General features: G+C 68.7%; 26 protein-coding genes and 3 pseudogenes. 20 read left to right on the top strand and 9 right to left on the bottom strand.

Translation table 11 applies throughout. The annotated features are described in order from the left end of the window. Positions 1 to 34: 34 nt before the first annotated feature. The 4 genes from ACFCY7_RS22640 to ACFCY7_RS22625 form a co-directional block, all read right to left on the bottom strand. Positions 35 to 760, bottom strand: a complete 726-nt coding sequence (locus ACFCY7_RS22640) for a hypothetical protein (protein ID WP_376487740.1) — start codon at positions 758 to 760, stop codon at positions 35 to 37. Continuing rightward, positions 760 to 2,304 carry a hypothetical protein gene (locus tag ACFCY7_RS22635; RefSeq protein ID WP_376487739.1) on the bottom strand — a complete coding sequence of 515 codons (1,545 nt, stop codon included), beginning with the start codon at positions 2,302 to 2,304 and terminating at the stop codon, positions 760 to 762. The genes ACFCY7_RS22640 and ACFCY7_RS22635 overlap by 1 nt, the downstream gene beginning before the upstream one ends. 5 nt (positions 2,305 to 2,309) lie before the next feature. Beyond that, positions 2,310 to 2,618, bottom strand: a complete 309-nt coding sequence (locus ACFCY7_RS22630) for a trypco2 family protein (RefSeq protein WP_376487738.1) — start codon at positions 2,616 to 2,618, stop codon at positions 2,310 to 2,312. A 94-nt stretch (positions 2,619 to 2,712) separates the two neighbouring features. After that, positions 2,713 to 2,844: a hypothetical protein gene (locus ACFCY7_RS22625; protein ID WP_376487737.1), complete on the bottom strand. Its 132-nt coding sequence runs from the start codon at positions 2,842 to 2,844 to the stop codon at positions 2,713 to 2,715. Between ACFCY7_RS22625 and ACFCY7_RS22620 the strand changes: the two genes are divergently transcribed. Continuing rightward, on the top strand, positions 2,810 to 3,247 hold the full coding sequence (locus ACFCY7_RS22620; RefSeq protein ID WP_376487735.1) for a transposase: 438 nt from the start codon (positions 2,810 to 2,812) through the stop codon (positions 3,245 to 3,247). The two genes, ACFCY7_RS22625 and ACFCY7_RS22620, sit on opposite strands and share 35 nt — an antisense overlap. Positions 3,248 to 3,394: 147 nt before the next feature. On the opposite strand, the gene ACFCY7_RS22615 is transcribed toward ACFCY7_RS22620, so the two are convergent. Beyond that, a complete protein-coding gene (locus ACFCY7_RS22615) occupies positions 3,395 to 4,246 on the bottom strand; it encodes a hypothetical protein (RefSeq protein ID WP_376487734.1) in 852 nt (283 codons plus the stop codon). Positions 4,247 to 4,519: 273 nt separating this feature from the next. Between ACFCY7_RS22615 and ACFCY7_RS22610 the strand changes: the two genes are divergently transcribed. Both ACFCY7_RS22610 and ACFCY7_RS22605 read left to right on the top strand, forming a co-directional pair. Continuing rightward, on the top strand, positions 4,520 to 5,146 hold the full coding sequence (locus tag ACFCY7_RS22610) for a hypothetical protein (protein ID WP_376487733.1): 627 nt from the start codon (positions 4,520 to 4,522) through the stop codon (positions 5,144 to 5,146). A 105-nt stretch (positions 5,147 to 5,251) separates the two neighbouring features. Then, entirely contained in the window at positions 5,252 to 6,265 is a 1,014-nt protein-coding gene (locus tag ACFCY7_RS22605; protein WP_376487731.1) for an NAD-dependent epimerase/dehydratase family protein, read from the top strand. On the opposite strand, the gene ACFCY7_RS22600 is transcribed toward ACFCY7_RS22605, so the two are convergent. Beyond that, positions 6,266 to 7,570, bottom strand: a complete 1,305-nt coding sequence (locus ACFCY7_RS22600) for a DNA-binding protein (protein WP_376487730.1) — start codon at positions 7,568 to 7,570, stop codon at positions 6,266 to 6,268. A gap of 313 nt (positions 7,571 to 7,883) precedes the next feature. Here ACFCY7_RS22600 and ACFCY7_RS22595 point away from each other — a divergent pair, with 313 nt between their 5' ends. The 12 genes from ACFCY7_RS22595 to ACFCY7_RS22540 all read left to right on the top strand — a co-directional run bounded on the left by ACFCY7_RS22595 (position 7,884) and on the right by ACFCY7_RS22540 (position 17,816). Further along, on the top strand, positions 7,884 to 8,333 hold the full coding sequence (locus ACFCY7_RS22595; RefSeq protein WP_376487729.1) for a hypothetical protein: 450 nt from the start codon (positions 7,884 to 7,886) through the stop codon (positions 8,331 to 8,333). A 137-nt stretch (positions 8,334 to 8,470) separates the two neighbouring features. Then, positions 8,471 to 8,662: a hypothetical protein gene (locus tag ACFCY7_RS22590; RefSeq protein WP_376487728.1), complete on the top strand. Its 192-nt coding sequence runs from the start codon at positions 8,471 to 8,473 to the stop codon at positions 8,660 to 8,662. Then, positions 8,659 to 9,249 carry a class I SAM-dependent methyltransferase gene (locus ACFCY7_RS22585; RefSeq protein WP_376487726.1) on the top strand — a complete coding sequence of 197 codons (591 nt, stop codon included), beginning with the start codon at positions 8,659 to 8,661 and terminating at the stop codon, positions 9,247 to 9,249. The genes ACFCY7_RS22590 and ACFCY7_RS22585 overlap by 4 nt, the downstream gene beginning before the upstream one ends. A gap of 114 nt (positions 9,250 to 9,363) precedes the next feature. After that, positions 9,364 to 9,558 carry a DUF5999 family protein gene (locus tag ACFCY7_RS22580; protein WP_376487724.1) on the top strand — a complete coding sequence of 65 codons (195 nt, stop codon included), beginning with the start codon at positions 9,364 to 9,366 and terminating at the stop codon, positions 9,556 to 9,558. Between the two features lie 413 nt (positions 9,559 to 9,971). Further along, the gene (locus ACFCY7_RS22575) at positions 9,972 to 10,991 is read left to right on the top strand and encodes a thymidylate synthase (protein WP_376487722.1); all 1,020 of its coding nucleotides are present in this window, start codon (positions 9,972 to 9,974) and stop codon (positions 10,989 to 10,991) included. Beyond that, positions 10,988 to 12,028, top strand: a complete 1,041-nt coding sequence (locus tag ACFCY7_RS22570) for a nucleoside-diphosphate kinase (RefSeq protein WP_376487720.1) — start codon at positions 10,988 to 10,990, stop codon at positions 12,026 to 12,028. The genes ACFCY7_RS22575 and ACFCY7_RS22570 overlap by 4 nt, the downstream gene beginning before the upstream one ends. Before the next feature lie 16 nt (positions 12,029 to 12,044). Further along, positions 12,045 to 13,220 carry a radical SAM protein gene (locus ACFCY7_RS22565; protein ID WP_376487718.1) on the top strand — a complete coding sequence of 392 codons (1,176 nt, stop codon included), beginning with the start codon at positions 12,045 to 12,047 and terminating at the stop codon, positions 13,218 to 13,220. Continuing rightward, positions 13,217 to 13,819, top strand: a complete 603-nt coding sequence (locus ACFCY7_RS22560) for an exonuclease domain-containing protein (protein ID WP_376487716.1) — start codon at positions 13,217 to 13,219, stop codon at positions 13,817 to 13,819. The genes ACFCY7_RS22565 and ACFCY7_RS22560 overlap by 4 nt, the downstream gene beginning before the upstream one ends. After that, positions 13,816 to 14,403, top strand: coding sequence for an AAA family ATPase (locus ACFCY7_RS22555; RefSeq protein WP_376487714.1), 588 nt, complete (start codon positions 13,816 to 13,818; stop codon positions 14,401 to 14,403). The genes ACFCY7_RS22560 and ACFCY7_RS22555 overlap by 4 nt, the downstream gene beginning before the upstream one ends. Further along, entirely contained in the window at positions 14,400 to 15,173 is a 774-nt protein-coding gene (locus ACFCY7_RS22550; RefSeq protein ID WP_376487712.1) for an aldo/keto reductase, read from the top strand. Before ACFCY7_RS22555 ends, ACFCY7_RS22550 begins: the two co-directional genes overlap by 4 nt. A gap of 5 nt (positions 15,174 to 15,178) precedes the next feature. Beyond that, positions 15,179 to 15,721: a hypothetical protein gene (locus tag ACFCY7_RS22545; RefSeq protein WP_376487710.1), complete on the top strand. Its 543-nt coding sequence runs from the start codon at positions 15,179 to 15,181 to the stop codon at positions 15,719 to 15,721. 247 nt (positions 15,722 to 15,968) lie between these two features. After that, on the top strand, positions 15,969 to 17,816 hold the full coding sequence (locus ACFCY7_RS22540; RefSeq protein ID WP_376487708.1) for a TerD family protein: 1,848 nt from the start codon (positions 15,969 to 15,971) through the stop codon (positions 17,814 to 17,816). Between the two features lie 59 nt (positions 17,817 to 17,875). On the opposite strand, the gene ACFCY7_RS22535 is transcribed toward ACFCY7_RS22540, so the two are convergent. From ACFCY7_RS22535 to ACFCY7_RS22525, 3 genes and pseudogenes are all read right to left on the bottom strand, one after another. Next, positions 17,876 to 18,145, bottom strand: coding sequence for a DUF317 domain-containing protein (locus tag ACFCY7_RS22535; protein ID WP_376487763.1), 270 nt, complete (start codon positions 18,143 to 18,145; stop codon positions 17,876 to 17,878). Positions 18,146 to 18,391: 246 nt separating this feature from the next. Next, a pseudogene (locus tag ACFCY7_RS22530) lies at positions 18,392 to 19,306 on the bottom strand (tyrosine-type recombinase/integrase); the annotation flags it as partial. Beyond that, positions 19,290 to 19,831 (bottom strand): annotated as a pseudogene (locus ACFCY7_RS22525) (transposase); the annotation flags it as partial. The pseudogenes ACFCY7_RS22530 and ACFCY7_RS22525, both read right to left, overlap by 17 nt. Before the next feature lie 640 nt (positions 19,832 to 20,471). Here ACFCY7_RS22525 and ACFCY7_RS22520 point away from each other — a divergent pair. From ACFCY7_RS22520 to ACFCY7_RS22500, 5 genes and pseudogenes are all read left to right on the top strand, one after another. Further along, entirely contained in the window at positions 20,472 to 21,779 is a 1,308-nt protein-coding gene (locus ACFCY7_RS22520) for an RICIN domain-containing protein (RefSeq protein ID WP_376487706.1), read from the top strand. Positions 21,780 to 21,815: 36 nt separating this feature from the next. After that, the gene (locus ACFCY7_RS22515) at positions 21,816 to 23,075 is read left to right on the top strand and encodes an MFS transporter (RefSeq protein ID WP_376487704.1); all 1,260 of its coding nucleotides are present in this window, start codon (positions 21,816 to 21,818) and stop codon (positions 23,073 to 23,075) included. 137 nt (positions 23,076 to 23,212) lie between these two features. Next, on the top strand, positions 23,213 to 24,025 hold the full coding sequence (locus ACFCY7_RS22510; protein WP_376487702.1) for a TolB-like translocation protein: 813 nt from the start codon (positions 23,213 to 23,215) through the stop codon (positions 24,023 to 24,025). A gap of 579 nt (positions 24,026 to 24,604) precedes the next feature. Further along, complete coding sequence (locus ACFCY7_RS22505) at positions 24,605 to 26,095, top strand: twin-arginine translocation signal domain-containing protein (protein WP_376487700.1); 1,491 nt, start codon at positions 24,605 to 24,607, stop codon at positions 26,093 to 26,095. Positions 26,096 to 26,127: 32 nt separating this feature from the next. Further along, positions 26,128 to 26,341 (top strand): annotated as a pseudogene (locus ACFCY7_RS22500) (hypothetical protein); the annotation flags it as partial.

Below are 26,341 nucleotides of genomic sequence, written 5' to 3'. Positions count from 1 at the left end.
GGCGGGGCCAGAACCCAACATCTTCATCAGTTTCCTAGCCGAGCGATTCCCGGATGATCATGTTCACGCCGGAGTCCGGGCCTGTCGTGGGCGGTGGCGGAGGGAAGCTGCCGTTCTCGACGCGGCGGAGGATCCTCTCCGCCATCCGCCGCGCGCCCGCCTCCGACTCCTCCGAGGTGACCGGATTGCCGAGAGTGGTCGGCACCACCTCATCGGCCACCTGGAAGCCGAAGACCATTCCGTCCTTGAGGAGGATCAGCCCGTGGCTCTCGCACCACAGGGCGTCCTGGGAGCCTGCGGTGTTGGCTGCGGACCGGCACGTGCCGTCGGAGAGCCGCTTGCGCTTCGTCTCCGTCCAGTCCCGCGCGGCGACGTGCGCGTAGTGCCACTCGGCCGCCCACCGCGTCTCGACGCCCTGGATCACGGGATCGGCGGGGGTGTCGACGGTGCTCTGCCCGTACCGGCAGGACACGGGATCCGTCTGGAAGGCGAGACCGATGTAGCCAAGTGCGTACTCGTTCCACACGACGTTCCAGGCCACGACGGGGATCGTGCGGTAGTACGAGTCCTCGGGGATGGCGACGACGGCGTTCACGTCGTCGATCGTCAGCGCCTGGCACGGTTCCCTCGGCAAGGTCCGGCGTGGTCCGTCCGAGGCTGCCTGTCCGGACGTCGGCCGGTACGTACGCCAGACGATCGCCCCGACCGCTGCCAGGGCCAGTACGAGGATGCCGACGATGACCTTGGTGTCCCGGCGCATCAGGGCCGCGTCTCCACCATGCGGGCGGCGAAGTCCGACCTGGCTGTGCCGGACGCGGTCCAGTTTTGCTTCCCGGGCGTCCGCGAGTAGGCACCGGCCAGCCGCTCCGGAGCCCCGGACACGACGAACAGCCTGCCGCCCTTGTCCTTGATCTCGACGGAATCCATCCTGCCGTCCACCGAATACGACACCACGAGGGAGAAGCGGACCAGGCTTCGCCTGGCGTAGGCGCTGACCGTCACCGACGCGACCTCCTTGCGTACGAGTGTGAGGCTGCTGCCGTCGAAGTGGTGCTTGCCGAGGGTTGCGCCGCCCCCGTGCCCGCCGTCGAAGCTACGGGCCCGGGGACTGCCCTCCTCCAGGTCGAGCCCGACGATCACGGAGTCGACGCTTCCCCCCGACGCCTCCTCGTACGCGGTGCCGCTGTAGGCCGGCCCGCGGTCGTAGACCCGCGCGCCGATGTCTGTGATCACTACCGTGCTCCGCCGGTTGCCCTCCAGGGTGAGCCTGATGGCCTGGTCCATCATGGGCGCGCTCTCGTGCGCCGCGGCCAGCCGGGGGATCTCGGTGTCCGGTCCCGGTGTCGGCATCGGGTCCTTCAGGACCCACCACTCGCCGATCTCACCGGGGTCGGTGGTCCCGGCGAGGGTGACCTTGACGCCTTCGCCGGGGGTGAGCCCGTCGATAAGGGGGTCCTGGCGGACGCTCCACCACAGGGTCCCGGTGACGAGCACGACCGCCGCGACAGCGGCGACGAGGAGCCGGCGGACGGACATCCGCTCGGGCCGGCCCGGGGGGCCCGGGTGGGGGTAGGCGGTGCCGGCGATCACGGGGAGGTCGCCGGCTCTGCCGCGACCAGGGCCGGCGCCGCTGCCCTGTGGCCAGAGCGCGCCGCGGAACGCCGCCCGGTTCGCCGGATCCATCCGGTCGACCGCCGTCAACGGCTCCAGTGTGACCGCGCTGGCTCCGTCCCGTAGCCGGTGCTCGATGACCACGCCGATCGCGAACTCCCCGCCTCCGCCGTCCCCGGCGAACACGACCGTGCCGGAGGCGCCCTCCCACAACGATGCGCCGAGGGCGTCGCGTTCGCCGGGTGTCGCACGCATGTGGAAGGTCAGCTGTCCGCCGGGCGGTCCCTCGGCCGTGGGCACCTCCCCGAACAGCTGGGCCCGCCCACGGGGCCGCGGGCCGGCCGCCGGCCTGTCGCCCTCCTTCCACCAGGGGTAACCCACTCCCTGGCAGTACAGGAGCGCCGCCCGGCTCGTGTCCACCTGGGCCACTCGCACCCTGGGCGGCCTGGGGGTGACAGCGCCGAGCAGCCTCACGAGCGCCAGGTCCGCCTTGCCGCCCCCGTCGGCCACGACCTCGGCCGGGAGAGTGACGCCGCCCCAGAGCCGTACGGACACGCGCCCGGGGCCCACCGCGTGACCCGCGGTCAGCACGTACTCCCCATCGACGCAGTACCCGGACGACACCGTCCACGTCTCGGAGGATCCGCTTCCCTGCTGGTGCAGGACCTCTACCGCGTACCGGCTCTCCGGCACCGCCGTCAGGGCCTCTCGCTGCGGGGCTGCGAGGCGATACGCACGGTCTGGCCGTCCCGCCCGACCGGAGCGCCTAGCTGCAGGGTGACGGTCTGCACGGTCTCCCGACTGTGCCCGGCTTCGGCGCCGAGTTCGAGGACCCAGAACTTGGCCTTCCCGCCGGCCGTCGCGTCCACGGTGACGGCCACCTGGAACTCCAGGGTCACCCCCTCCACCGGAAACCGGACGTCACGTCCGGCACCGGCCCGCGCCGCCTCGGCGAGCTCCTCCTGGAGCGCCGTCACGACCTCGGTCAGCCCGATCCTGCCGCTCACGGAATCCCCCCGTTTCTCCGGTCCGTCCCCTTCGGCAGATCCTACGGTTCCCCTCGCGTCACATCAGTCGAATCGGCTTTCTGCGCAGCACAGTTCACAGCGCCCCGGGATGGTCGGCGAGGGCCTCGGACCACGCGCGGTGGGCGATGGCGGCCAGGACCGGGTTCTTCCCGATGCCGCCTACGGCACCGGTGACCTGCGCGAACGCCTCCAGGCTCAAGGCCACGACCTGGTCCTCAAGCCGCCCCCGCTCAAACCCGCCATCCTCGGCGGGTCACGCCGACGACTTCACCGTCGACACTGCTGGCGGCCAGGTCACCTGCCCCGCCGGACACACCACCCGCCTGGGAAGGCCCGACGCGAAGGGCACACGCCAGGCCCAGTTCAAGAAACTGTGCGCCACCTGCCCGCTCAAACACCGCTGCACCCGCTCCAAGACCGGACGCGTCTTCAGCGTCCACGCCAAGTACGACCTCCTCAAAGCCGCCCGCGAGCAAGCCGCCACCGACCCCGGCTGGCAGGCCGAGTACCGCCGCCGGCGGCCACCGGTCGAACGCGCCATTGCCTGGCTCGTCGCCAAAGGCAACCGCTGCGTCCCCTACCGAGGCGTCATCAAGAACAACACCTAACTCCACAACCGCGCCGCCGCCCTCAACCTCCGCCGCCTGATCAACCTCGGACTCACCCGAACCAGCGGAACCTGGCACCTCGCCCAGGCCACTGCATAAGCGAGAGGGCCGCCCGGCCTACGGCCGGACGACCCTCCAACAAGATCTTCACGAGTCTCCTAGACGGTGGCCGCCACCTAGCCCTCCAGGGTGGTGGTGTCGACGGTGATCCGCAGCGGCCAGCTCGCTGGGCCGTACCTGGGTCATCTGAACCTGCCTTGAGTACCTTCGGTGCCCGGGCGACGGTGGGTGTGTCAGAACAGGCTCGGCCCGACCCGACTGAACCCCTTCCATTGCGTCCAGGGCCTGTGCCCACGTGGTACAGGCGGCTTCGACATTGCCCTTTCGGGCCTGCACCGTTCCCATGTAGCCCAGCGTCACGGCGTGGGTTCGGGTGAAGGTGTCCGCCTTCCTGGTCAGGACGCTGTTGTCGAACTCCCTGAGCGCCCCTTCGAGGTCGCCCGGCGTCCACAGAGTGCGGGCGGTCTCGTGGGCCAAGGAAGCTCGCTGGAAGAACCAGACCCGATGCGGGTCTCCGTTACTGGGTGCCGCAGCAGCGAGGTCGTCCTCAGCCCGGAGGAGCGCGGCGATCGCTTCCTGCCTCTGCCCGTTCGCAGCCGGGCTTCGCGCCTGCACCACGCAGAGCAGAGCCCGCTCTCGGGGTGTTGCCAGGGTGTACCGCTTGCGCTCCACGGAAGCGGTGGCGAGGTCCACGGCCTCTAGCGGGTGTCCGAGGTCGGTCGCCTGGTGCGCCATCGCTCTCAGGGTGTGTCCCGCCAGCGGGGCATCGTCAGCTTCGGCCGCCAGCTTGAGCGCCAGGCTGAAGTAGCGTCGTGCGGCCTCATGGTGGGAGGCGTCGAAGCTCATCCAGCCGGCGACGTACACCGCCTCGCCAACTATCTGGCGTGCATCGGCCACCTCATCTGCCAGGATGGATACATGCCCGCACAGGACGCCCACCAGTAAAAACTCGCAAAGGCATCCTGAACGCCCAGCTCAGCAAGAGTGGTCCCCGCGCAAGCGGGGGTGTTCCGTTCGCCGGCGGCCAGGTCAAGGCACTCGAAGAGTGGTCCCCGCGCAAGCGGGGGTGCTCCAGAGGTGACTCCGTCGTGTCGGACACCTCCCTCGTGGTCCCCGCGCAAGCGGGGGTGTTCCGGCGTGGAAGGACGCCGGCGGCGAGGCCAGACGATCGACAGCCCTCGCGATCCCCTACCTGCGCAGGTGCCTGGATCAGTGCGACGAGACCACGCGTATCGGGATCCGGGACGCCTTGCCCTGGCGCTGGCCTACCACAACCTCCACCGCCGGCAGGAACTGACGGACCTGCTGAACAAGCGGGTGCGCGTCTTGTCGTCGGGACTGCTCGTCGTCACGGCCTCATCCAAGACCGACCAGGAAGGCAAGGGCACACCCCCTGAGTTCCTGAAGGACCGCCCCGACACCCAGCTTGTCGCCCGCGCCAAGGCCTGGTTCGAGGTGCTCGCCAAGCTTGGGGCGGACGGGCCGGACCAACCTGTCTTCCGAGCGCTCACCCCGCTGGGCAACCTCGCCCCACGGACCCTGGCCGCGAAGCGCGGCGACCGAATGAAAGGATCCGCGATCAACGCCCGGGTGCAGCTACTCGCCGACCAGGCGGGCATCCCGTACATCGCCGGGCAGAAGGTCACCGCCCACAGCCTGTGCGCCGGCCCGAACACCGACATGACCTTGGCCAAGGCACCACTTGCCGAGCGGGACCGCCGCGGCCGGTGGGCGCCCGGGTCACGCACGGCCGACGAGGCGTACTTTCAGCCCGAGATCGTTGAGGAGACGAACCCGATGGACGCTGTGCCCATCGGTGGGCACCGGGCAGCCGACTGAGAGGTAGCCCCCTGGGGGGATCGCGGCCGCTGAGGGGCCTGCATGAGTGCCTTGGTTCACTGACCTGCCCTGTCGTGATGATCTCGAACAAGGCAGGATCGAGGCATGAGAATCCTGGTCATCGGCGGGACATGGTTCCTGGGCAAGGCCATTGTGGAAGGCGCGCTCGCGAGGGGATGGGAGGTCACCACCTTCAACCGTGGTAGGTCAGGCCCCGGCATCCCCCAAGTCGAAGTCGTGCACGGTGATCGCACCGTACGCGAGGACGTGCAGAAGCTCGCCACGCACGGCCCGTGGGACGCCGTCATCGACACATCCAGCTCCGAGCTCCCTCCAAGGGACGTTCTGCTGGCCGCGGACGCGCTCGCGGACCGAGCGCGTCGCTGGGTGCACATCTCCACTGTTTCGGTGTACGAGGGGTGGCCTCACGAGCCGCTGACGGAGCATTCGGCGCTGCTCCAGTGTCCGGCCGACGCCGAAGACTCGTTCGGCTACACCGGCGAGAGCGGCAGCCCGACGAAGTACGGCTTCCAGAAGGCGGGCGGTGAGCGGGCCGTCGCTGAGGTTTTCGGCGATGAAGCGGTCTTCCTCCGCCCCGGCGTCATTTTGGGGCCCGGCGAGTACGTGGGCCGGCTCCCGTGGTGGCTGGAGCGCGCAAAGAAAGGCGGACGCATCCTCGCGCCTGGACCGGCTGAGCAGCGGATCCAGCCCGTCGACGTGCGGGACGTCGCGGACTTCGCCCTCTGCCAGGCTGTCGGGTCGGACCGTGGAGGCTTCAACGTGACCCACCCCGACGGCATCTCCTTCGCCGACTTCCTGGGCGCATGCCTGCGGGTCACCGGCGGCGAGGGCACACCGGTCTGGACGGAGGCCACCGTGCTCGCCCAGCACGACGTTGCGCAGTGGACCGAGCTGCCGCTGTGGCGTACCCACGCGGGCGTGTGGGCGGTTGACTCCCAGCGCGCGGTCAACGCTGGGCTTCGCTGTCGACCGATCGTCGAGACCGTCCGCGATACCTGGAAGTGGTGGGCCGCAGACGGACGACCCGTGGCTCACCCTCGATGGGCTGACCACGGGATTGCCGCGGAGAAGGAGTCGCGGATCCTCGCCTCCCTCTGATCAAGCCTCGATCGCCAGCAGGGGAACACCCGGGCCGAGCCGGTACGGCGGCGACACCCGGGTGAACTCCTCGATCCGCTCCCGCAACTCCGCAGGGAGCGAGGAGCCGTGGTACTGGGGCCGGGCCAGATGCCGGCTGATCCGGGCAGCCCGCACGACGATGCCGGTGTTCCGCTGCTCGGCCGGCACCTCCCACATCGGCCCCAGGGCACCGGCCGCCCCGTCGACGTTGCCGCCCTGGAGACGGGCATAGGCCAGGTCGGCGGCCGCGCCCGCCCGGACATGCGTGGACTGATCGCCCTGAGCGCGCTGCGCGAGGAGCGCGAGAGCACGGCTGGCGTCAGTCTCAGCCTGCGTTGCATCGCCCATGAGCAGTGCCGTCGTGCTGTTCGACATGGCCAGGCGCTCCTCGGAGAACCCGAACTCACCGCCCACCTCGTCGTGCAGCTCGTCCCGCGAGGCGCGGTCGAGGTCACCGGAGAGTCGGATGGCGTGTCGCGCCGACTCAGTGTCGCCGATGTGGGCGTACGCGCGGGCTGCAATGGCCTGGAGCCGTCGATGCGCGATATCACCCAGGCCGCCGTACGACAGCGCCCTGCTGGCCTTGGACACCGCCTCGTTCGCGTCCCCGGAGTGATAAGCGATGTAGGCCATGGTGCCGTCGGCGTACGCCTGGAGAGGTGTGAAGCGCGTGCTTTCGCCGAACACGGCTGCCGTACGCGCCAGCGTCCTCGCTGGGGAGAAGTAGCCCAGGTCGAACGCGGCCACCGCCAGAAGCGCCGCAGCCTGGCCGTTCAAAATCATCAGGGCCTGCTGTTGGACCGGCACCTGCGTCCGGTCGCGGTGACGCTCAATCTCGCGATGGAGGTCGTGGCCGAGATTCCAAGCCGTCGTCGCAGGCAGGGCCTGGTAGCGCCGGGCGAGGCTCACCACCTGGTCGCGCAGTTCGTCGATGGTGTTGTCGGAGAGGGACGCCGAGGCGGTCGCGTCGGCGCTCTCGTGGGCTTCACGTGCAGTCATGAGAACTAGTTCTTCCAGGTCGAACGAGGGTGCCTGGGGATCGTCCGCAAGGGGTGGTGCGAACAGCTGCTCTGCCGTGCGACCGGGCCACATCGCCTCAAGGATCTGGCAGGTCTCGGGCCCCGGTAAACCGGTGAGCTTTCCGCCGGTCCAGCGGCGGAACTGCGTTTCGCCGCACGTCGGGTTGCTGGGTGTCGATCCGAAGAGCTGGATGCCGGCCTCGGTGAACTGCTGCGAGAAACGGCGATAGGTAAGGCCGTGCTGCTCGCACAGCTTTGCAAGCAATGTCCTTGGTGTGCTTCTCATCCGTCCGCCCCCTGCGGCGCCTCGTTGCACGAGTCGATCCCTTCCCCCGAAGGGGAACCCGCCTCTCCGGTCGTTGGCAACTCCGCGTGGAAATAGGTCACTTCGAAGCCACCTCGAGGCCACCAGTGTCACCCGAAAGGAGCGCAGAGGCCACGTGCCAAGTCATGGTGTGGCCACGTGCGGCCGGTGAACGATGTCACCCACCTTCGCTGTGCGTGCTCATCCGAGCACGGTCCGATCGCGAGGGCCGACCTCTGGGCCCAGCCCTCCCCCGAGTACGCCGAGGCAGATCATGACGACGAGCCAGAGCACCACCCACACCCAGCCGATGGGCGGTGAGGACTGCTCCCACTACTGGAGCAAGAAGCGCCTGGAACGGTTACGGAAGTCCTTGAACACTGATGCCATCATCAGCCGGGCAGGGGCGCGGGTGGTCCTGTACGTGAAGACCCTTCCGGGCGAAGACCCCACGCCGCACTTCGAGCAGCTGCGCTCCAAGGCCCGCGGTCGGGGATGGACCGTGCACCACGAAATCCACGATGACGCCGGCGGGATCCAGCCCGCCAAGAGCGAGGCGTGGCACGAACTGCTGACGATTCTTGGTGGCGGCTCCGCCCAGGGCGTGCTGACTCCGAGCTACCGGCACATCAGCATCGACCCGACCTACTACACCAATGCACTCGATGAAATCGCCGAGTACCGGTGCTTCGCCTCACTCCTCATCCCGGAGCCCTCGACTTGAAGGACTCCTGCCCGGTGGCTCGACGATCGAGGCGTGGGATGGCGGCAGATTGCCGGCCAAGTCCTCGTGGTGATCTCCGTCGCGGCCTTCTTCGCTTGGTTCTACCTGGACGAATTCCGGACCCCATGAGGACATCTATGACCCTCGACCAGCGCACACCCGGCCAGGCTTTGGCCGCGATCGTTCCCGCCCCTCTGCCGTCGGCAGGGCAGAACCTCTTCGGAGCGAAGCTCGGCGACACCTTCGCACAACGCTTCGACCCGGCCCGCCTGCACGTCCGTGGCCCACTCTCCGCGCGCGACGACCAAGGCCAGGGGGTGGCGTCGTGACCGTCGACATCCAGCCCCGGGCCGCCGCGTTCTGGGACCGCATCTATTCGGCGCCCAACACCATCTTCGAACCGATCCCGCCGTACGAGATCTACCACTTTCAGGACCGCACGGGTGCCGCTCCGGGCCAGACCGCCGTGGACATCGGTACCGGACTCGGCGAGTGGGCCAACCAGATGGCCCAGCTCGGCATGCGGGTCACCGGATACGACTGCTCGCCCGTTGCGATCAACCGCGCCCGTGAGCTCCACCGCAAAGCCGCTCTCGACTTCGTGGTGCACGACTTCGACCTCGAACCGATCCCCCGCAGCCTCCGGGCGGGATCCGTGGACGTGCTGTCCTGCCGCCACTCGCTTCATTTCCTGGACGTTCAGCGCTTCCTCGTTGACGTCCGCAGGTGGCTCCGCAGGGACGGGGTTCTCCACATCACTACGGCGGTCACCGACAAGATGCGCGACGGGCGAAACGTCGGCATGTCGGAGGAACGGGTTCGCGCTCTCCTGTACGGCTGGCGTGAGCACGACCGCTACGACGTCGCCTCGGACGGCTCCATCACGGCGCTGGTCCTCCGCGGACCCCACGGCTGATCCGCTTCAGTACCGCGCCTTCCGTAGCCGTGCTGCGGAGCCGAACCCCCTCCTGCGCCGGTCCTACCGTCCCCCGTGGCCAGCGTAGGAGGGCCCTTCCTGACGAGGATGAATATGTGCACGCACAAGCCCCCGTGCCCCGACGCCAACTGCGCCGACCACGGAGCCGCCCGCCCTGTGGCGCGCCACCCGGAACAGGGCTGGAGCTTGCTGTGCAACGGCGTCCTGACCTTCGAGGACACCGGAGAACTCCTGCCCAGCGGCGAGGTCGTGCCCCCGCGTCGCCCCGCCGAGAAGGACGCCGCATGAGTACGGCCAATCGCAGCAGGCACCACGCCGCTACCGGGGGTACCCCCAGACCCCGCCCCCTCCCGTAGCGCACAAACGCGGAAGGGGGCGGGCTCCAACGCCGTCGTGAGGAGATCAGCATGACCACCTTCGGTGCCGCGCTTACCACGGTGCTCTGTGGCGCGATCGGGTTCCTCGCTGTGAAGGGCGACCGTCAGTCCCTCCGGCACCGCGCTCCCCGACGACGGTCGAACGGCTCGCTGCCTCTTCGCCCGCAGGAGCACCCGGACTCGTCGGAGAACAGCAGGACCCTCATCGAACAGGTCCCGAGCCCGATGTCACCACCGGGTGTATCCGCGACCACCGTCCCAGAGATCAGCTGAAGTCCCACCCCGCCGGCTGCACCCGCGGCCCAAACAGACACGAGGAGACCCATGCTCACGCCATTCACCTACCGCTCGGTCGAGGGTGCCTACCTCGACCTCCTACGGCTGGCCTCGCAGTCGCCCGAGCATCGCATCGACGCCCGGGGGAACGTGGCCCGAGAAGTCATCGGAGTCAGCTTCCGCCTGTCCGACCCCCGCCAGCGGCTTCCGTACCTCGCCTCCCGCAAGGCCAACCCGGTCTTCCAGTTCGCCGAAGCGCTCTGGTACCTCGCCGGCCGCCGCGACCTGGAGATGATCGGCTACTACGCCCCGTCGATGCGGTCCAGCTCGGCCGACGGCATCAACCTCGGCGGCTCCGCCTACGGGTACACCCTCTTCAACCCCGCCGACGGCGACACCTTGTCCCCCTTCGAGCGAGTGCTCGACCTGCTCCGCACCGAGATCGACAGCAAGCGCGGGTACCTCCCCGTGTTCTCGGCCGACGAACACGCCATCCCTGACAACGCCGACATGGCGTGTCTGGCGGGCCTGCACCTCCTCGTCCGGGACCGCCGCCTGCACATGGTGTGCCACATGCGGGCCAACGACCTCGACTGCGGCCTGCTCTCCGACGTCTTCTCCTTCACGGTGATCCAGGAGTACGCGGCCATCCAGCTCGGTCTGGAGCTCGGCACCTACACGCACACCATCGGATCCGCGCACGTCAACGAGTCCAACATGGAGCGGGTCAAACGGGTCTTGGGCGAGGCGCAGCAGCGTTCCGCACCGCCCCATTTCGCCTTCCCTGAGATGTCCGACACGACCGGTCCGGATACGATCGCCAAGGTCCTGGAGCACGAGGAAATCCTGCGCACCAACAAGCGGGACTACAGCGCCAGCGAGATCGCGAACCTCGGCATCCCCCTCTACTGGCAGCAGGTGCTCCTGCTCTTCGAGGTGTACCGGCAGATCCAGCACGACAAGACCGAAGCCGTCACCACCGAGGTGCTCGACGCCGTGCATCCCGGGCTGCGCTGGCTTCTCGCCCGCCGCTGGGCCGCCTGCACGAGGCCGGGGGACGCACTGTGAACCGGAAGCCCTCGAGCGGCGCCGTGGTCGGGGAGGGCATCGACTTCACGCGGTGGGCTGTGATCCTGTGCAAGCCCGACGCAGTCGAGCGCGGCCTTGTGGACGCCGTGCTGGAACGCATCGCGTCCACTGGCATCTCCGTGCGCGCCCGGACCGACATCGTTGCCGAGCCCTGGCAGGTCCACGTGGCCTACCGGAACATGCTTGCCGACCCCGGACGCTCCCCCGCGAACCGCCCCGCGTACATCGAAGCGGCGTACGTCGGCCGGCCGGTCGTTGTCGCGCTCGCCCACGGCGGCCCCGACATCCACGCGCGACTGCGTCGCCTCATCGGCCACACCGACCCCACACAGGCGATCGAGGGCACCATCCGGGGCGACCTCGGCACCGACAGCCTCGCAGCCGCGGCCGCCGAGAGGCGGCTGGTGCGCAACCTCGTGCACACCTCCGACGACCCGCACGCCGCCCGCCGCGACCTCGCCACCTGGTTCGGCACCGGACGGCCAGCACCCGTCTCCGACTTCGAGAACATCTCCGTCGTCCTGTGCAAGCCCGACGCGGTCGAGCACGGCCTCGTGAACGACGTTCTGGACCGGATCGCTGCCACGGGCGCCACGGTCACGAACCGCCAGCTGGTCACGGTCGAGCGATGGCAGATCAACGTGCACTACTGGGACCTCCTCGTGGACGCGGACTGGTTCCCGGACCGAGACATCCCCACGTGCCTGGAAGCGGAGTACGCCGGCCGCCAGGTTGCCGTCGCCCTCGCCTACGGCGAGCCCGGCCTCCACGCGCGCCTGCGTGACCTCCTCGGCCACTTCGACCCCACTCGTGCCGCTCCCGGCACCATCCGGGGCGACCTCGGCACCGACAGCCTCGCAGCCGCGGCCGCCGAGGGGCGGCTGGTGCGCAACCTCGTGCATACCTCCGACGACCCGGACGCCGCCCGCCGAGACTTCGGCACCTGGTTCGGCGCCCGCCGCAGCGGGCTCCTCGCAACGTCCCTTCCTGCGCAGATAGCGCCCGCCGAAGCCTGACCTCCTGGAGAGCCTAATGAGCACTTCGACCTTCGTCCGCCGAGCGCTGCCGATCCTCCCCGCCGACAAGATCAGCGCCATGAAGCCGGAGCTCGCGGACGTCATCGAGTACCGCAAGTCCGGCCTGTCGCTGAACTGGATCGTCGGCTGTCCGCTGGAATGCACGTACTGCGTTCGGCATCTCTTCGACAACTTCGAGATGAAGGCGCCCCGTCGCCTGATGAGCGACGAGGACGCGGTGACTCGCCTGGTGGGCCACCCCTACTTCCGGGAGCACCGGACCCCGATCCAGCTCCTCAACCGCGCCACCGACCCGATGCTGCCCGTCGTGAAGCCGCACCTGTTCAACGTGCTGCGCCAGCTCGACGACCGCGGCCTCACCAACCACGTGCTCGTCATCACCCGCTGGCGCGTCACCCCGGAGGACTGCGCCGTCCTCAACAGCTTCAAGAACCTGCGCCTGACCGTCCTGGTGACGCACTCGAACATCGCCAACCCGAAGATCGAGCCGGTCGACTCCGCCATTGCCGCGCAGAGCCTGCGCACCCTCTACGAGAACGCCGGCAGCTACCGCACCGTCCTGTACTGGCGGCCCATCGTGCCCGGTCTGAACGATTCCGACGCCGATATCGCGCGCGCCCGGGAGCTGTCCCCGTACGCGCACGCGACCGTCTTCACCGGCTTGTTCTTCCGTAGCGAGATCGCTGCCTATTACGAGGCGCACGGGCTGCCGATGCCGTACGACGAGACGGCCCGGCGCAAGATCATGCCGGAGGCGGCCGAGCAGCGGATCCTCGACGCCTTCGAGCGCGACGGCTCGTGGGGACCCCTGTTCCGCAAGACCTCCTGCGGCGTCGCCTACGCCCACGGTGAGGCCGACTACAACGGCCACTACGGCGTCCGCGAACTGTGCGACATCTGCCCGCCGGAGCAGATCGCCCGCTGCGCGGGCGCGTGGGTCAAGCCGGACCTGACGGCGGTGACGCAGGAGGCCCGCGGGCTCGGCGCGGTCGGTCAGATCGAGGTCAACGAGCGTGCCATCGTCGTGGAGGGACTGGACGAGCCGCCGCGCTACTACCTCCAGCACGGCTTCGGCTACCAGTGCCACGACCGCGACAAGCCCCACCACCACCGCCAGCACGGCCGGGCCCCCATCGGCTGGCAGGCGGAGAACGGAACCACACCGGCATGAACCTCTCCTCCTGGCCCGAGCTCCTCGTCGTCGACGTCGAGGGCAACGGCACCAACCCGCCCGACCTGGTCGAGGTCGCCGCCCTCCCCGTACACGGCGGCCGCCCGGACAAGAGCACAGCCGGCGCGTGGCTCAGCAAGCCGCGCCGCCCCGTGACCCCGTTCGCGGCACGAGTACACGGCCTGACCAACCAGGTCCTCGAAGGGAAGCCGGGCTGGGAGGAGATCGCCGACGAGATCCACGCGTTCCTCGGCACCGCGTGGATCGCCGCCCACAACGCGCACGTGGACTACCGCGCGCTCTCCGCACACCTGCCGAAGTGGCAGCCGGCCGGAGTCATCGACACGCTCCGGCTGGCCAAGGCCACCTACCCGGGCCTACGCAAATACTCGCTCGACGCCCTGATCGAGCACGTCCAGCCCGACCTGAGCGAGGCCCCCGCGCAGCGCCACCGGGCCACGTTCGACGCCTTCGCCACGGCGCAGCTCCTCCTCGCCATGGCCCCCCACTACGAGACCTGGGACCAGCTCGTCGCCGCGGCCGTGCCGCCCGGCCTGCCTGGCGCCCCCGAACCAGAACAGGAGCCCACCCTGTGGTGACCCACACCCCCTTCCGAATCGGCGTCCTCGGCACGCACTCCACCGGGAAGACCACCCTTCTCAAGCGCATCGAGATGGAGCTGCGTGGCCACGGCATCACCGCCGGCCGCACCGGCAACTTCGGCCGGAAGGCAGCCGAGCTCGGCCTGCCGAAGATGCAGCGGCACACCGAGACGTCCACCGAGTGGATCATCGGCCGGACCATCGCGAGCGAGATTGAGCTCGGCGCCGTCGATGTCGTCCTCGCCGACCGCGCGGTCCACGACGCCCTTGCCTACTACACCGCCGCCCTGGAGTTCCACGGCAAGCCGTTCGACTCCGCCGAGGTCGAGCGGCTCCGCCTCCTCGCCTCCACCCAGGCCCCGAAGTACGGCCTGCTCATCGCCACCCGCCTCGACCCCGACGCGCCCGTCAACAAGCAGCACACCTACGACCCCCGCTACCGCGCCCTCGTGGACAAGCACGTTCATCAGCTGCTGGAGGAGGAGCAGCTGGAGCACCTGGTGGTGGGCAGCGACGCCACGAGCCAGAACGGTGCCATCCAGACCGCCGTCGAGAACGCCCTCAAGGCGGTCGGTGCGTGAACACGAACCCGCCCGCGGGCTCCATCGACATAGCCGGCAAGACCGTCTCCCGCCTCGGCTTCGGCACCATGCGCCTTACCGGCCCCGGCACCTGGGGCGACCCCGATGACCGCGAGCGCGCCGTTCGCGTACTGCGCGAGGCTGTGCACACCCACGGCATCACCCATATCGACACCGCCGACGCCTACGGCCCCTACACCGTCGAGTACCTGATCAAGGACGCGCTTCACCCCTACCCCGACCAGGTGCTACTCGCGACCAAGGTCGGCATGGTACGTCCGGCCCCCAACGAGTGGGTGCCGCTCGGAAACCCCGCCTACCTGCGGGCCGGCGTCGAAGCGAGCCTGCGCCGCCTCGGCATCGAGCGCCTGGACCTCTGCTACCTGCACCGAATCGACCCCCACGTGCCAGTCGCCGACCAGATCGGCACACTCGCTGTGCTCCAGACCGAGGGGAAGATCGGGCACATCGGCCTGTCCAAGGTAAGCCCCGCCGACTTCCAGCTCGCCAGCAAGCACGCCCCCATCGCCGCCGTGCAGAACGTCCTCAACTCCAGCGAGCCGGATGACCCGATGGTCGACGTGTGCCGGGACCAGAACATCCCCTACGTCCCCTACCGGCCGCTCAACGCGGGGAAGATCGCCTCGAACGGCGGTGCGAGGAACGCCCTGTCCTGGCTGCTCGCCCTCGGCCCGCACGTCGCCCCGATCCCCGGCACCAGCCGCCCGGAGCACCTGGCCGAGCTCGTGGCCTTCACGAGGAGCAGGTGACGGCCATGTCCCCTGCGTACGCCCCGGGCCCGGTCCGCCCGCGGGCCCTCTATGAGAACTGGCGGCCGCCGGTCGTCGGCGTCGGGGTTCTGGTTCCCGTTGGCGCGGATCACCTTGTGCTCGTGCGAACCTGCGGCACCCTGGCCATCCCCACCGGGACGGTCGAGGACGCCCAGAGCCCCACGGACGCGGCCCGATCGGTCCTCACTGGCTTACCCGGCGGTCTGCCCGTTCAGCGTCACATCGCCGTGGAGCACGTCCAGATGCGACGTCGGCAGGTCACCACGCACGCGGTGGTCACCCGCTCTCTCCTGCCGGAACAGGTGAAGCGCCTCACCTATCGCGACCCGCGTGCCAAGGTCTGCATCGTGCCCACCACCGATGCTGTCGCAGCGCTGACCGAGCGAGGGCGTGCCCGCGTCCTCCTCGGCCTCCAGGCCCTCGCGATCGGCGCCACGGCCTACGTCGACGACGGCCGGATCCAGCTCGAATTCACCCCTGCCGACACGTCTCCGCGCTTCACCTTCGAGAGGACAGCAGCGCCGTGACCCAGGGCGAGGGATAGCGGTGGTACAGCCTCGCTGGTCAAGGGGCGTTCTCGGTCGAGGGCAGGGGCGTAGCGAAGAGGATCGCGCCTGGCTGGATCTGTCCGACTGAAACCGGCCGGAGGCGGCCTCCGGCGACCGTTCGGCCCGAAAACGGCCCGAAGTTGTGGGACGGTCTCTCGGTAAGACTGCGGGGAGAAATCGGCATTCGGGTCGAAGCCGCGATCGTGTCCGGATCATCCTTACTGTCATGTCTCTCGCCGCCGCGCTCGACGTGTCACACCTGCCCGACTACGCGTACGACTGGGCTCTGGTCGACGTCGAGACGTCCGGCCTGATTGCCCGCCGTGACCGGATCCTGTCGATCGCGGTGCTGACCTTCGGGCCGGACGGGATCCAGACCGGCGAGTACTCCACCCTGCTGAATCCAGGCTGCGACCCCGGCCCTGTGCACATCCACGGCCTGACCGCGGAACGGCTGAGCGGCGCCCCGACCTTCGAGCAGGTAGCCGGGCGGATCGGAGCGCTCCTGCAGGACCGCGTCATGGTGGCCCACAACGCACAGTTCGACTACGACTTCCTGGCCCATGAGTTCGCCCGCGCCCGGCTCTACCTCCCCGTCACCCAGCGCCTGTGCACCCTGGCCCTGAACCGGCGCGTGGAACCGCCCGCCGCCGACCTCAGCCTGGCGTCACTGGCCGCCCACTACGGCGTCCCGCAGACCAGCCCTCATGACGCACTGGATGACACGCGCGTCCTCGCGGGGATCTTCCGTTCCTCCCTCTCCGAAGCCGCACGGTTGGACGTCCCGCTGCCGCTGGTGCCCTGCCCGCCCCGACAGGATCCGCAGTTCGCGCCGAATCCACCGAAGACCCCGTGCGTCTACCGGAACCCGGGCCGCCCGGCGCCCGGCGGCCCGCTCATCCAGGGCATGAAGATCGCCATCACGGGCGAGACCGCGACCCCCCGGGCCGAGCTGGTGGCCCGATCCGTAGCCGCCGGCCTGAACATCATGTCGTCGGTCAGCCGGCACACCAGTGCTCTCGTCACCAACGACGCGGCCTCGGGCTCGGCGAAGGCACGGCGCGCGATCGCCGAAGGCGTCACGATCGTCGACGAGCACACCTTCCTCAAGCTTCTGGGAGAGGTATGTCCCGGAACACCGCACGAGAATCAGACACCAAAGAAGACCCTGGAAGCGGCGACCCCGGCCACGCCGCCTACGACGCCGACGCCGTCCCCCGCTGCGACCGCAGCCGTCGCGGACGCACCGGCACCCAGGCAGCCCGAGTCCACGCATTCCGCCAAGCCGTTCGGCCGTCGGCGAGTCCTGATTCTGGGCGGCACCCACGAGGAGGCATCCGCCGCCCGAGCCAGGGTCGTCGAACTGGGCGGGGCCGCCGCGATCAACCTCTCCGCTAGCGTCACCGACATCGTCCTCTTTCCCGGGGGCGAGCTCGACCGCCGCATGACCCGCATCACCGCGCTGGAGCTTCCGGTCCACGCGCACGGATGGCTCGGAGCCCCCACCTCCGAGCCGGCCGACGTCCCCGCCCAGAACGGCGCGATGACGGACGTTCTACCGCGCGGCGGAGTCATCGATCTCCCCACACTGCCCACCGCTGGCCAGTGGCACGTGGGTGCCTCCTGGGCGCAGCAGACGAACTGCGAGATCGACGTCGTCGCCTTCGTCCTCGACGAGGACGAGCAGGTCTCCTGCGACGGGGACTTCGTCTTCTACAGTGCGCCGGAAAGCCCCGACGGAGCCACCCGTCTCCTCTGCGACGGCCCGACCGAGCAGACCATCGCCGTCGGTCTCGCGGCACTGCCTCCCGCCGCCCACAGGATCGCGATCGCCGCCGCCATCGACGGCGCCGCCACCTTTGGAGACATCGGAGCGGTCCAGATCACCCTCGCACCAGGCGTCGACGCCCCGGCCGCGGCCCAGGCCACTCTGGACGCCGCCACCAGCGAACGCACCCTGCTCCTCGCCGAGATCTACCGCCGGGGCTCACGGTGGCGCTTCCGCGCCGTCGGTCAGGGCTACGACCACGGCCTGGAGGCCCTCGTACGTGGATACGGCGTCGACGTGGAGTAACCCTCGCGTGCGTGGGTGGGATGCCAGAAGGGCCAAACAGCCTGCCCGGATGAAACCGGTCATCGGCCGCCTCTCAGATACAGCGGGAGAGTTCGACGCCGGACGGAATGGGGTGAAGCGAGCGAGGAGGCGAACACCTTGACGAGATCATGCGGCACGCTCGCGCTGAAGCCGGCGCACCACAGGAACGGGCCACCGAGCACCGGTTCGGCCCACGTCTGCCAGCCGAAGCGCCCAGGCCGCGGGTCGGCATCGCGAACGAGCGAGACGATCAGGAGTGTCCCACGTACCCGTACGCGCTCGCTGTCTCGTGTCGATAATTGCGCCACTATGCGCACTCGCAAAGCTCAGGCACGACTTCCAGACCCGATGATGCATCAGGAAAGTCGGCATTGAGCCAGCATCCGTACTGCGCAGAACCACCCCTCGCCGCCACGAACCACAACCCGCCCCACCTGCCCTGAACTGCGAAGACCCTGCTCAGCCACTTACCTGCTAATCTCGCCAGGAGGTACCCATGAGGATGTTGATCATCTTCTCTTCTATCGAAGAATCCTTCGTCCTTCAAACACTCCTCAGGCCGCTTCCCAGAGGCCGGCGTCCAGGACCCGGGCGGCCTTGGTGATACTCCCAGGCATCAGGTGCCGGTAGGTCCGGTACGTCTCCTCGATGGACTTGTGCCCCATCCATTCCGCCACATCGGTGATCGGGATCCCGTTGCCGAGAGCGTTCGAGGCGAAGTAGTGCCGGAAGCCGTACATCCCCACCCCCTCCTCCGGCGGGAGATCCGCGAAGAGCCTCCTCACCCGCCGCCGCTCCATGCCCTCGGTGAAATAGCCGCCCAGACCGCGCAGCAGATAGCCGTCCCGCGTGGTGCCGTGCTTCTCCTCGTACCGCTCGATCGCCTCCCGGACCGACCGCGGCAGCGGCACTTCCCGGAACTCCGCCGCCTTGCGGTGCTTCAGCTTCGCCGGCCTCAGCGTGTTGGAATGAACCTACTCCCGCACCCGGTACACATCCTGCGCCACCACGTTGTTGACGTTCACCGCCCGCGCCTCACCGTTCCGCAGACCGCACCCCGCCATCATCACGATCTCCAGCGCCAGGTCCTCGTCGGCGACCAGCAGAGCCTGCTTCACGTAGCCGAGGGACGGGATCGCCACCTGCTCACGCACGTACTCCGGCTCCTGGACCCCCTTCACCGGGTCGTCCGCCATCGCCCCCTTGGCATACGCGTCCCGCAGGATCGTCTCGAGGACCCGGAAGATGTTCACCTGGTTACCCCGGCCGACCCCGTCGCCCTCCATCTCGTCCAGGAACCGTTCGACCACCATCGGTGTGACCGAGTTCAGCTTCCGCGCTCCCAGGCGAGGGACGATGTGCACGTTGATCGAACTGTCGACGTGCCAGCCGGAGCGGTCGACACCGGACAGCAGGGCGAGGGCGGAGTGCGGGAGATCGCGCCGCAGGTGGATCAGCATGACGACCAGCGAACAGCCGGCGTGGCCGGCGTCGGGACCGGCCCGCCTGTCCCCGAAGGCGGGGATCGCGACCAGCAGGGGCATGAACTGGGTGACGCCGTGCCTGTTTCCACTGATCAGCGAGATGGCGAGGGGTGCCCCGTGCCGGTCGGCGATCAGGTGGCGCTTGCCGCCGAGGCGGCCGTGGTCGACCAGCGAAGGTCCGGCGTGAGCCCCTTTTCAAGGCCCGGACGTGCGAGCCGTCGATCGCGGCGTCGTCCATGTCCAGCAGACCCGCTTGCGGAGTTCCACGAGGAGGATCTCGTGCAGGCGAGGCCACAGACCGGCCTCGGTCCAGTCCCGCAGGCGCCGCCGGCACGTCACCCCGCTGCGACCAATCGTCTCGGTCGGCACGTCCGCCCAGGTCACGCCCGTGCGCAGGACGGAGACGATCCCGCGCAGAACCGCACGACCATCCGTCGGCAGTCGGCCCGGATGCCCTCGGCGCCGCGGCGGACGAGGCGGGAGCAAGGGGTCACACGATCCCGTAGGCACCGCCGATACCTCACAGCGGGACCTCGGCGGACAGAGCTCACCATTGACCACTTGCGCATGTTTCGATCAGAGCAGATTGTTTGATCCAAGTTTGTTGACTTGCTCAAAACCCCGCGCCTACCTTAACCACCGCACCGTCCCCACAGAGAGGTGTGGACGTAGGGCATGACCTGCCTTCGTTAGCCGCTCCCAGCGTTCGGCCGACAAAGCAGGCAAGACAACTCCTCAGCAAGGGGCGAATCGGTCGCTCTGACGAACACGGCACAGGACTCCGTCGGTCCTCAACATTGACGGGGCATCTGGCGCCGCCTCCCTCACCAAGCAGGACTGCTGGACGGTCAGTTACCTCAAGATCACCAATCCCGCGAGGGGTGACGCCACCGTCGTCAGGCGCTTCGCCTGGTCGCTGCCCCGAAGTCCACTGCCGCCGATGCCGGACCGTTTCCCCAACACCCCTGCTCTTATGGGCCACCCCGCCGTGCGGGTTCGGCCAGTCAGCTTCCTTCCCCCCCCCCTTTCCCGACCTGCAAGGAGATAAAGGACCATGTCGCCAGTCACCCGACACCGAAGGCGTTTCACCTTCGCGGTAGCTCCCGCTGCCGCGTTCGCTGTTGTTGCCGCCGGATTGACCATCTCGCAGGTGGCGTCGGACGGGACGGCGAGCGCCGCCTCGGCCACGGCCCGCCCCGCGGCACCGGGCCCAGGGACCACGGTCACTGTCGCCGCCGCCGGCGACCTCTGCGGCGCGGCCTGCAACCAGACCGACGACGTCGTCACCGCGATGGCCCCCGACGCAGTCATCACGACGGGCGACAACGCCTACGAGAAGGGCACCCTCTCGGAATTCACGTCCAAGTACGACCCCAACTGGGGCAAGTTCAACACGAAGGCGTACCCGACAACCGGCAATCACGAGTACGAGACGGAGGGCGCCGCGGGTTACTTCGACTACTTCGCGAGCAAGGGTGTGCCGACCGGCGACCGTAGCAAGGGCTACTACAGCTACGACCTCGGCGACTGGCACATGGTGGCGCTGAACTCGAACGTGAGCCACGGCGCCGGGAGCGCCCAGGAGAAGTGGCTGCGGGCGGACCTCGGGGAGAGCGACAGGCCTTGCACCATGGCGTACATGCACCATCCGAGGTTCTCTTCCGGCGAGCACGGTGACAACTCCAGTGTCAGCGCGCTGTACAAGGCCCTGACCGACCACAAGGCCGATATCGCCGTCTTCGGCCACGACCACCACTACGAGCGCTTCGCCCCTGCAATGGCCGACGGCACCAAGGACACCGCGAACGGACTCCGGACGTTCGTCATCGGTACGGGCGGTCGGGCGCTCTACTCCTCGCGGAGCACCACCTCCGGCCCGAAGGAGGCCTTCAACAACAACACCTTCGGCGTGGGGCGCTTCGACCTGTCCGCCACCGGCTACACGTTCTCCTTCAAGCCCGTGTCCGGCCGAACCTACACGGATTCCGTAAGCGGCAGCTGCCATGCCAAGTCCGGTCCCTGGGGAAACGCCCCCATCGTGTCGGGCGCCACGTACGAGGCCCGGCTCGCCAATGGCCATGCGATCGACAATCCGAAGTACTCGACTGCACAGGGCACCCAGCTGGTCGCGTGGCAGGCCAACGGCGGCTCCAACCAGCGGTGGAAGATCAGCAGTAACGGCGACGGGACCTACCGGCTCAAGAACGTCGCCTCGGGGATGTGCGCCGACAACGAGGGCCACTCCACCTCCGCCGGAGCAGAGATCATCCAGTGGCCCTGCGCCGACAGCACCGATCAGCAGTGGTCGATCCTGCCCAGGGGCAGCGGCTACGAACTGGTCAACAAGACCAGTGGTCTGGCTCTGACCGCGGAGTCCGAGACCAGCGGGGCCGGACTGGTCCAGCAGCCCCGCACCGGCGGTGCATCGCAGACCTGGCGCTTCGTCAAGCTCCCCTGATCACATTCGGCCGCGGAACCCCCAGAGAGCCAGCCTATGTATCTGTCCCACACCCGCGCCGCCGATCGGCACGCCGGCGGCGCGGGCTCCGAACGGAAGCTGTCCGGCCGCGCCGTGTCGGCCGTACCGCCCACAGTGCTGGCGCTCGGCACCGTCAGCCTGGTTACCGACCTCTCGTCGGAGATGGTCACCGCCATCCTGCCTATGTACCTGATGTACGGGCTGGGTATCAGCTTCCTCCAACTCGGCGCACTCGACGGGCTGTACACCGGTGCCACGGCTCTGTTCCGGCTCGGTGGCGGTCTTGTGGCCGACAGACTGCGGCGGCCGAAGGCCGTCGCAACGGCCGGATATGCTCTGTCGGCCTTGACGAGGCTCGGCCTGCCCGCTGCCGGCACGTCGGTCGCGGGCCTGAGCCTCATGGTGGCGGCCGACCGCACCGGCAAGGGCATACGTACCGCGCCCAGGGACGCCCTCATTACCGCGGCCGTGTCCGAGAAGGACCTGGGAACGGCGTTCGGTGTGCACCGCGCCATGGACAGTTGCGGCGCACTACTCGGCCCAGTGCTGGCCTTCGCCGTTCTGTACGCCGTACCCGGCGGGTATGACACCGCCTTCCTGGTCAGCTTCTGTCTGGCCGTGGCGGCGGTCGTGATCATGGTCTGCTTCGTCGACGGTCCGGGCATCACAGCGGCAGGGGAACAGCTGAGGAGCGTACGGGGCGGCGTGTCCTCGCTGTTGGTACCGGAGGTCCGGCGCTGCATTCTCACCACAGCGCTGCTCGGCGTGTTCACGGTCGGCGACATGTCCCTCTTCGTCGGCATCCAGCAACGGCTGGACGCACCAGTCCAAGCCCTCGTGCTGCTGCCTTTCGGCACCGCGTTGGTCTTCATGGCCGCGGCGGCGCCGATGGGACGGCTCGCCGACCGGATGGGGCGGCGGAGGCTGTTCATCGCCGGACATGTACTGCCGGCCGGCGCTTATGCGTTCGTGCTGGCCGCTCCGTTCGAGGGCTGGCCCGCCCTCGCCCTCGTTCTTGCCTTGCACGGTCTGTTCTACGCCATGACTGATGGTGTGCTGATGGCGTATGTGGCTCCGCACATTCCCAAGTCATCCCGTGCCACGGGCCTGGCCGCTGTGCAGACCGTCCAGGCTCTCTGCCGCGCTGTGGGTGCAGTGGCCTTTGGCGGCCTCGCCGCGTGGAGTGGGCTCGCAACGGCCTTCACCGTCTTCGCCATCGGGATGGCAGTCTCGGTCGCCGTTGTCACCCTTTGTCTGACTCGGAGTCCCCGATGAATCGCCGCCGCATTGTCGGCCTCGTCCTCGCGACTGCCCTGGTCGCTGGGGCAGGAGGGCTCGTGGCTTGGCGTAGTGCCGCGAGCGACCGTGGAAGCGGCACGCTCGATCTTCGGCGGCCGGGAACCGTTGTCACCGTGACCGCCGATGAGCCTCGCGTCGAGCAGTCGACCATGGACGGCAAGCACCTGGCCGATGGCCCGGACTGCATGCGGGCTGCCGTGGCCGCCGGCACCTTGGTCTGTCTGCGGGGCCTCCCCGGGCCGTTCTCCTCGGAGGTCCGCGTCTACCACTCCGGCCGAGACTCCCCCGTGGTGACGGTGCCTCTGTGGGGCGAACCCAGCAGGGCACGGGTGTCGCCGTCCGGGAACCTGGTGGCCTGGACAGTCTTTCGCTCCGGCGACTCCTACCTGCAACAGGGCCGTTTCTCCACAACGGCAGGTCTCTACGATCTACGTGACGGTACCCACGTCGGATCGCTGGAGGACTTCACGGTCGTCGTCGGCGGCAGCCGGTACCAGGAGGAGGACAGAAACTTCTGGGGCATCACTTTCGCCGCGGACGACCGTACCTTCTACGCGACGATGGCGAGCCGGGGAAAGACTTGGCTGGTGCGCGGCGATCTGCGGGACCGTTCGCTCATCTCCGTCAGGGAGAACGTGGAGTGCCCCTCACTCGCCCCCGACGGGACGCGCGTCGCGTACAAGAAGCGCGTGGACGGCGACCGTTGGCGTCTTCACGTACTGAATCTGCAGACACAGGAGGACACGCCGCTCGCCGAGACCGCTGACATCGACGACCAGCCCGCCTGGCTGGACGAGAAGACCGTCGCGTACGCCCGGACTGCTAGCGGGGGCACCTCCGTCTACGCCATCGCCGCCGACGGATCGGGCACACCCCGGCGAGTGGTCGAGGGCAGCTCCCCGTCAGTCACGACCACGGTGCGTTGAGGACCCGGTCCCCATTGGGCTTCGAGCGACGTCGAACCTTCACAACGCGGTTTGTGGTCGTGAAGGTCGACGTCCTCGAGGGAGAGGGACTGCGATCGTTCGGGTCTGACCCCTGGTCGGTGGTGACGCCGGGTAGGGGTCCGTGCGAGTGAGGGGCTACACCCTACGCACGACCATCCCTGCACGACATGTCGGAGACCCGACGCTGTCGCTCACGCGACATCGAGCACCCGTGCCTGCAGCCATCGCCAAGGAAGCCCTCGCCGCCCTCGTCCGGCCTGAGGCCCCGACCGGCGGCGCGGTGTCCGCTTGAGCCGATCGTCCCGACGTCCCGTTCTCACCTCAGAGGCCGCCCCCCTGGTGGGCTCTGCCCCTCCAGGTTCTTCCTCACCGAGAACGACTGCCGATCATACGATCAACTCTCACCGATTCTCGATCGCCTTATTGACTTCGATCCGAAAGTGACCAGACGATACGGGCGCCGCCTCACCCCTCACCTCCCCTCGGTCGCGGACGACCACCGGCGGGGTGCGCGCGGTCGGGCAGTGAGGCCCGAACCGAACCCTCAGGAGATGCGCCATGCACGATTCCGAGCCACTGCGGACCAGCCGAAGGGCGCTGCTGAAGGGCACCGCCGCCGTCGGCACAAGCGCCGCGATATCACCCTTCCTTCTCGCCTCCCCTGCGCACGCCCGCATCACGACCGGCGACTACACCATCCGGTTCGACAACGGCGCCCGGCAGACCATCCTCGGTCTGGGCTTCGAGATCCAGTCCGACTCGATCGGATCCAGCAACGACGGACTGCCGAGCACGGTCAGCGGTGTCCCCTACGACCTGACGGCGAGCGAGCGCACCCGCTTCTACCAGCAGATGCTCATGGCCGGCCGCGCGGACCGCGGGTTTCGCTACTGTCGGCTCGCCCTCGGCCTCTACCACCGCGGGCTGGATGCGTCCCGCAAACGGATCGTGGATCGCTACCCCGGGCAGTCGTCCCTGCTCGCCGACATGATCGGCCAGGCCGGCATCGAAGGCATCTCGGCGGAGTACTGGTCCCCCGCGCCGGGCTGGAAGAGCAACGGCTCGTACATCAAGGGCGCTCTGGCCTCGTTCGCCGCAGCCGACCTCGACGCGCTCGGCGACGCGATGGTGGCCGACCTCGACTATCTCAGCGCGGCCGGGGTGCCGATCTCCATGTGGGGTCTGCAGAATGAGCCGTCGTTCGCCACGAGCTACTCGTCCTGCACCTATGACACAGCTCAGTATTTGGCCGCCTTCAAGGCGGTGGCCCCCAAGATCCGTGCGAAGTACCCACAGGTCATGATCCACGCCAACAGCCTCGATGGCTGGAGCGGAGCACGTGGCCAGGCCATCAAGGGTGACCCCGCCGCCCTCTCGTACGTCGACGCCTGGACGTACCACCGGATCGGCAAGGACAGCAACGAGCAGATCGCGACGGACTTCACCTCGGGCGCCGTCGGAAGGCCCGTCTTCAACAACGAGTTCGAGTATCTCGACGAGCAGACCTCGGACGCCCGCACGCTGAACACCGCCCAGTCCATCATGAACTGGATGACGTTCCAGGACGCCCCGACCTGGTTCTGGCTCCACGCCCTGAAGCCCACTACCAACAGCGAGTCCCCCGGGTACTCGCTCGGCTTCTGGCGCCCTCCCCACGACACCGACTTCAGCCGCTTCCCGGACCTCCCGGCGGGGCACTGGACCTTCAATCCGCAGAACTGGAACGCCGTCGCCGGGTTCGTGAAGTACATGCCGTGGGACTCCGTGCGCCACCACGTCGAGGAGCCCGTCCACACCGACGGCAGCCCCTACCGGGACCACCGGATCATGGCCTGGAAGACCCCGTCGGGGAAGCCGGTGTTCGCCATCACCAACCGGTCCACGACGACGCCGTTCACCTACACCGTGGACACGCAGACCGCCGCGACGTTCCAGGGGCACCGGTACGGCCCCTCGGTCAACAACCGGACGCTCGCCTCCAAGCAGGGACCGATCCTCACCCTGACCGTCCCACCCCTGTCCGTCGAGTTCTGGGTCCGTACCCCCTGACCTCTCCCCTCCTCACCTTCTGGAGTTCCCCCATGTTCCTTTCTCCTGTGTTCGGGCGTGCCGTGTGGTCGATCGCGGTGGTGTCGGCGCTGGCCGTGGTGGTGCCGGCACAGGCCGGCGCTGCCGAGGCGGCTGCCGGTCGTGCCTGGTTCCTGGACTGCTCGGCCGCCTCGGACGGTGACGGCAGCCAGTCCGCCCCCTGGAAGACCCTCGCCGCAGCCAACGCGCACGTCTTCCAGCCCGGTG

The sequence above is a fragment of the Streptomyces sp. NPDC056361 genome (genome assembly GCF_042262805.1).
Classification (GTDB): Bacteria; Actinomycetota; Actinomycetes; order Streptomycetales; family Streptomycetaceae; genus Streptomyces.
Note: the sequence above shows the minus strand (reverse complement) of the source record. Positions and strands in the feature narration are given on the sequence as shown.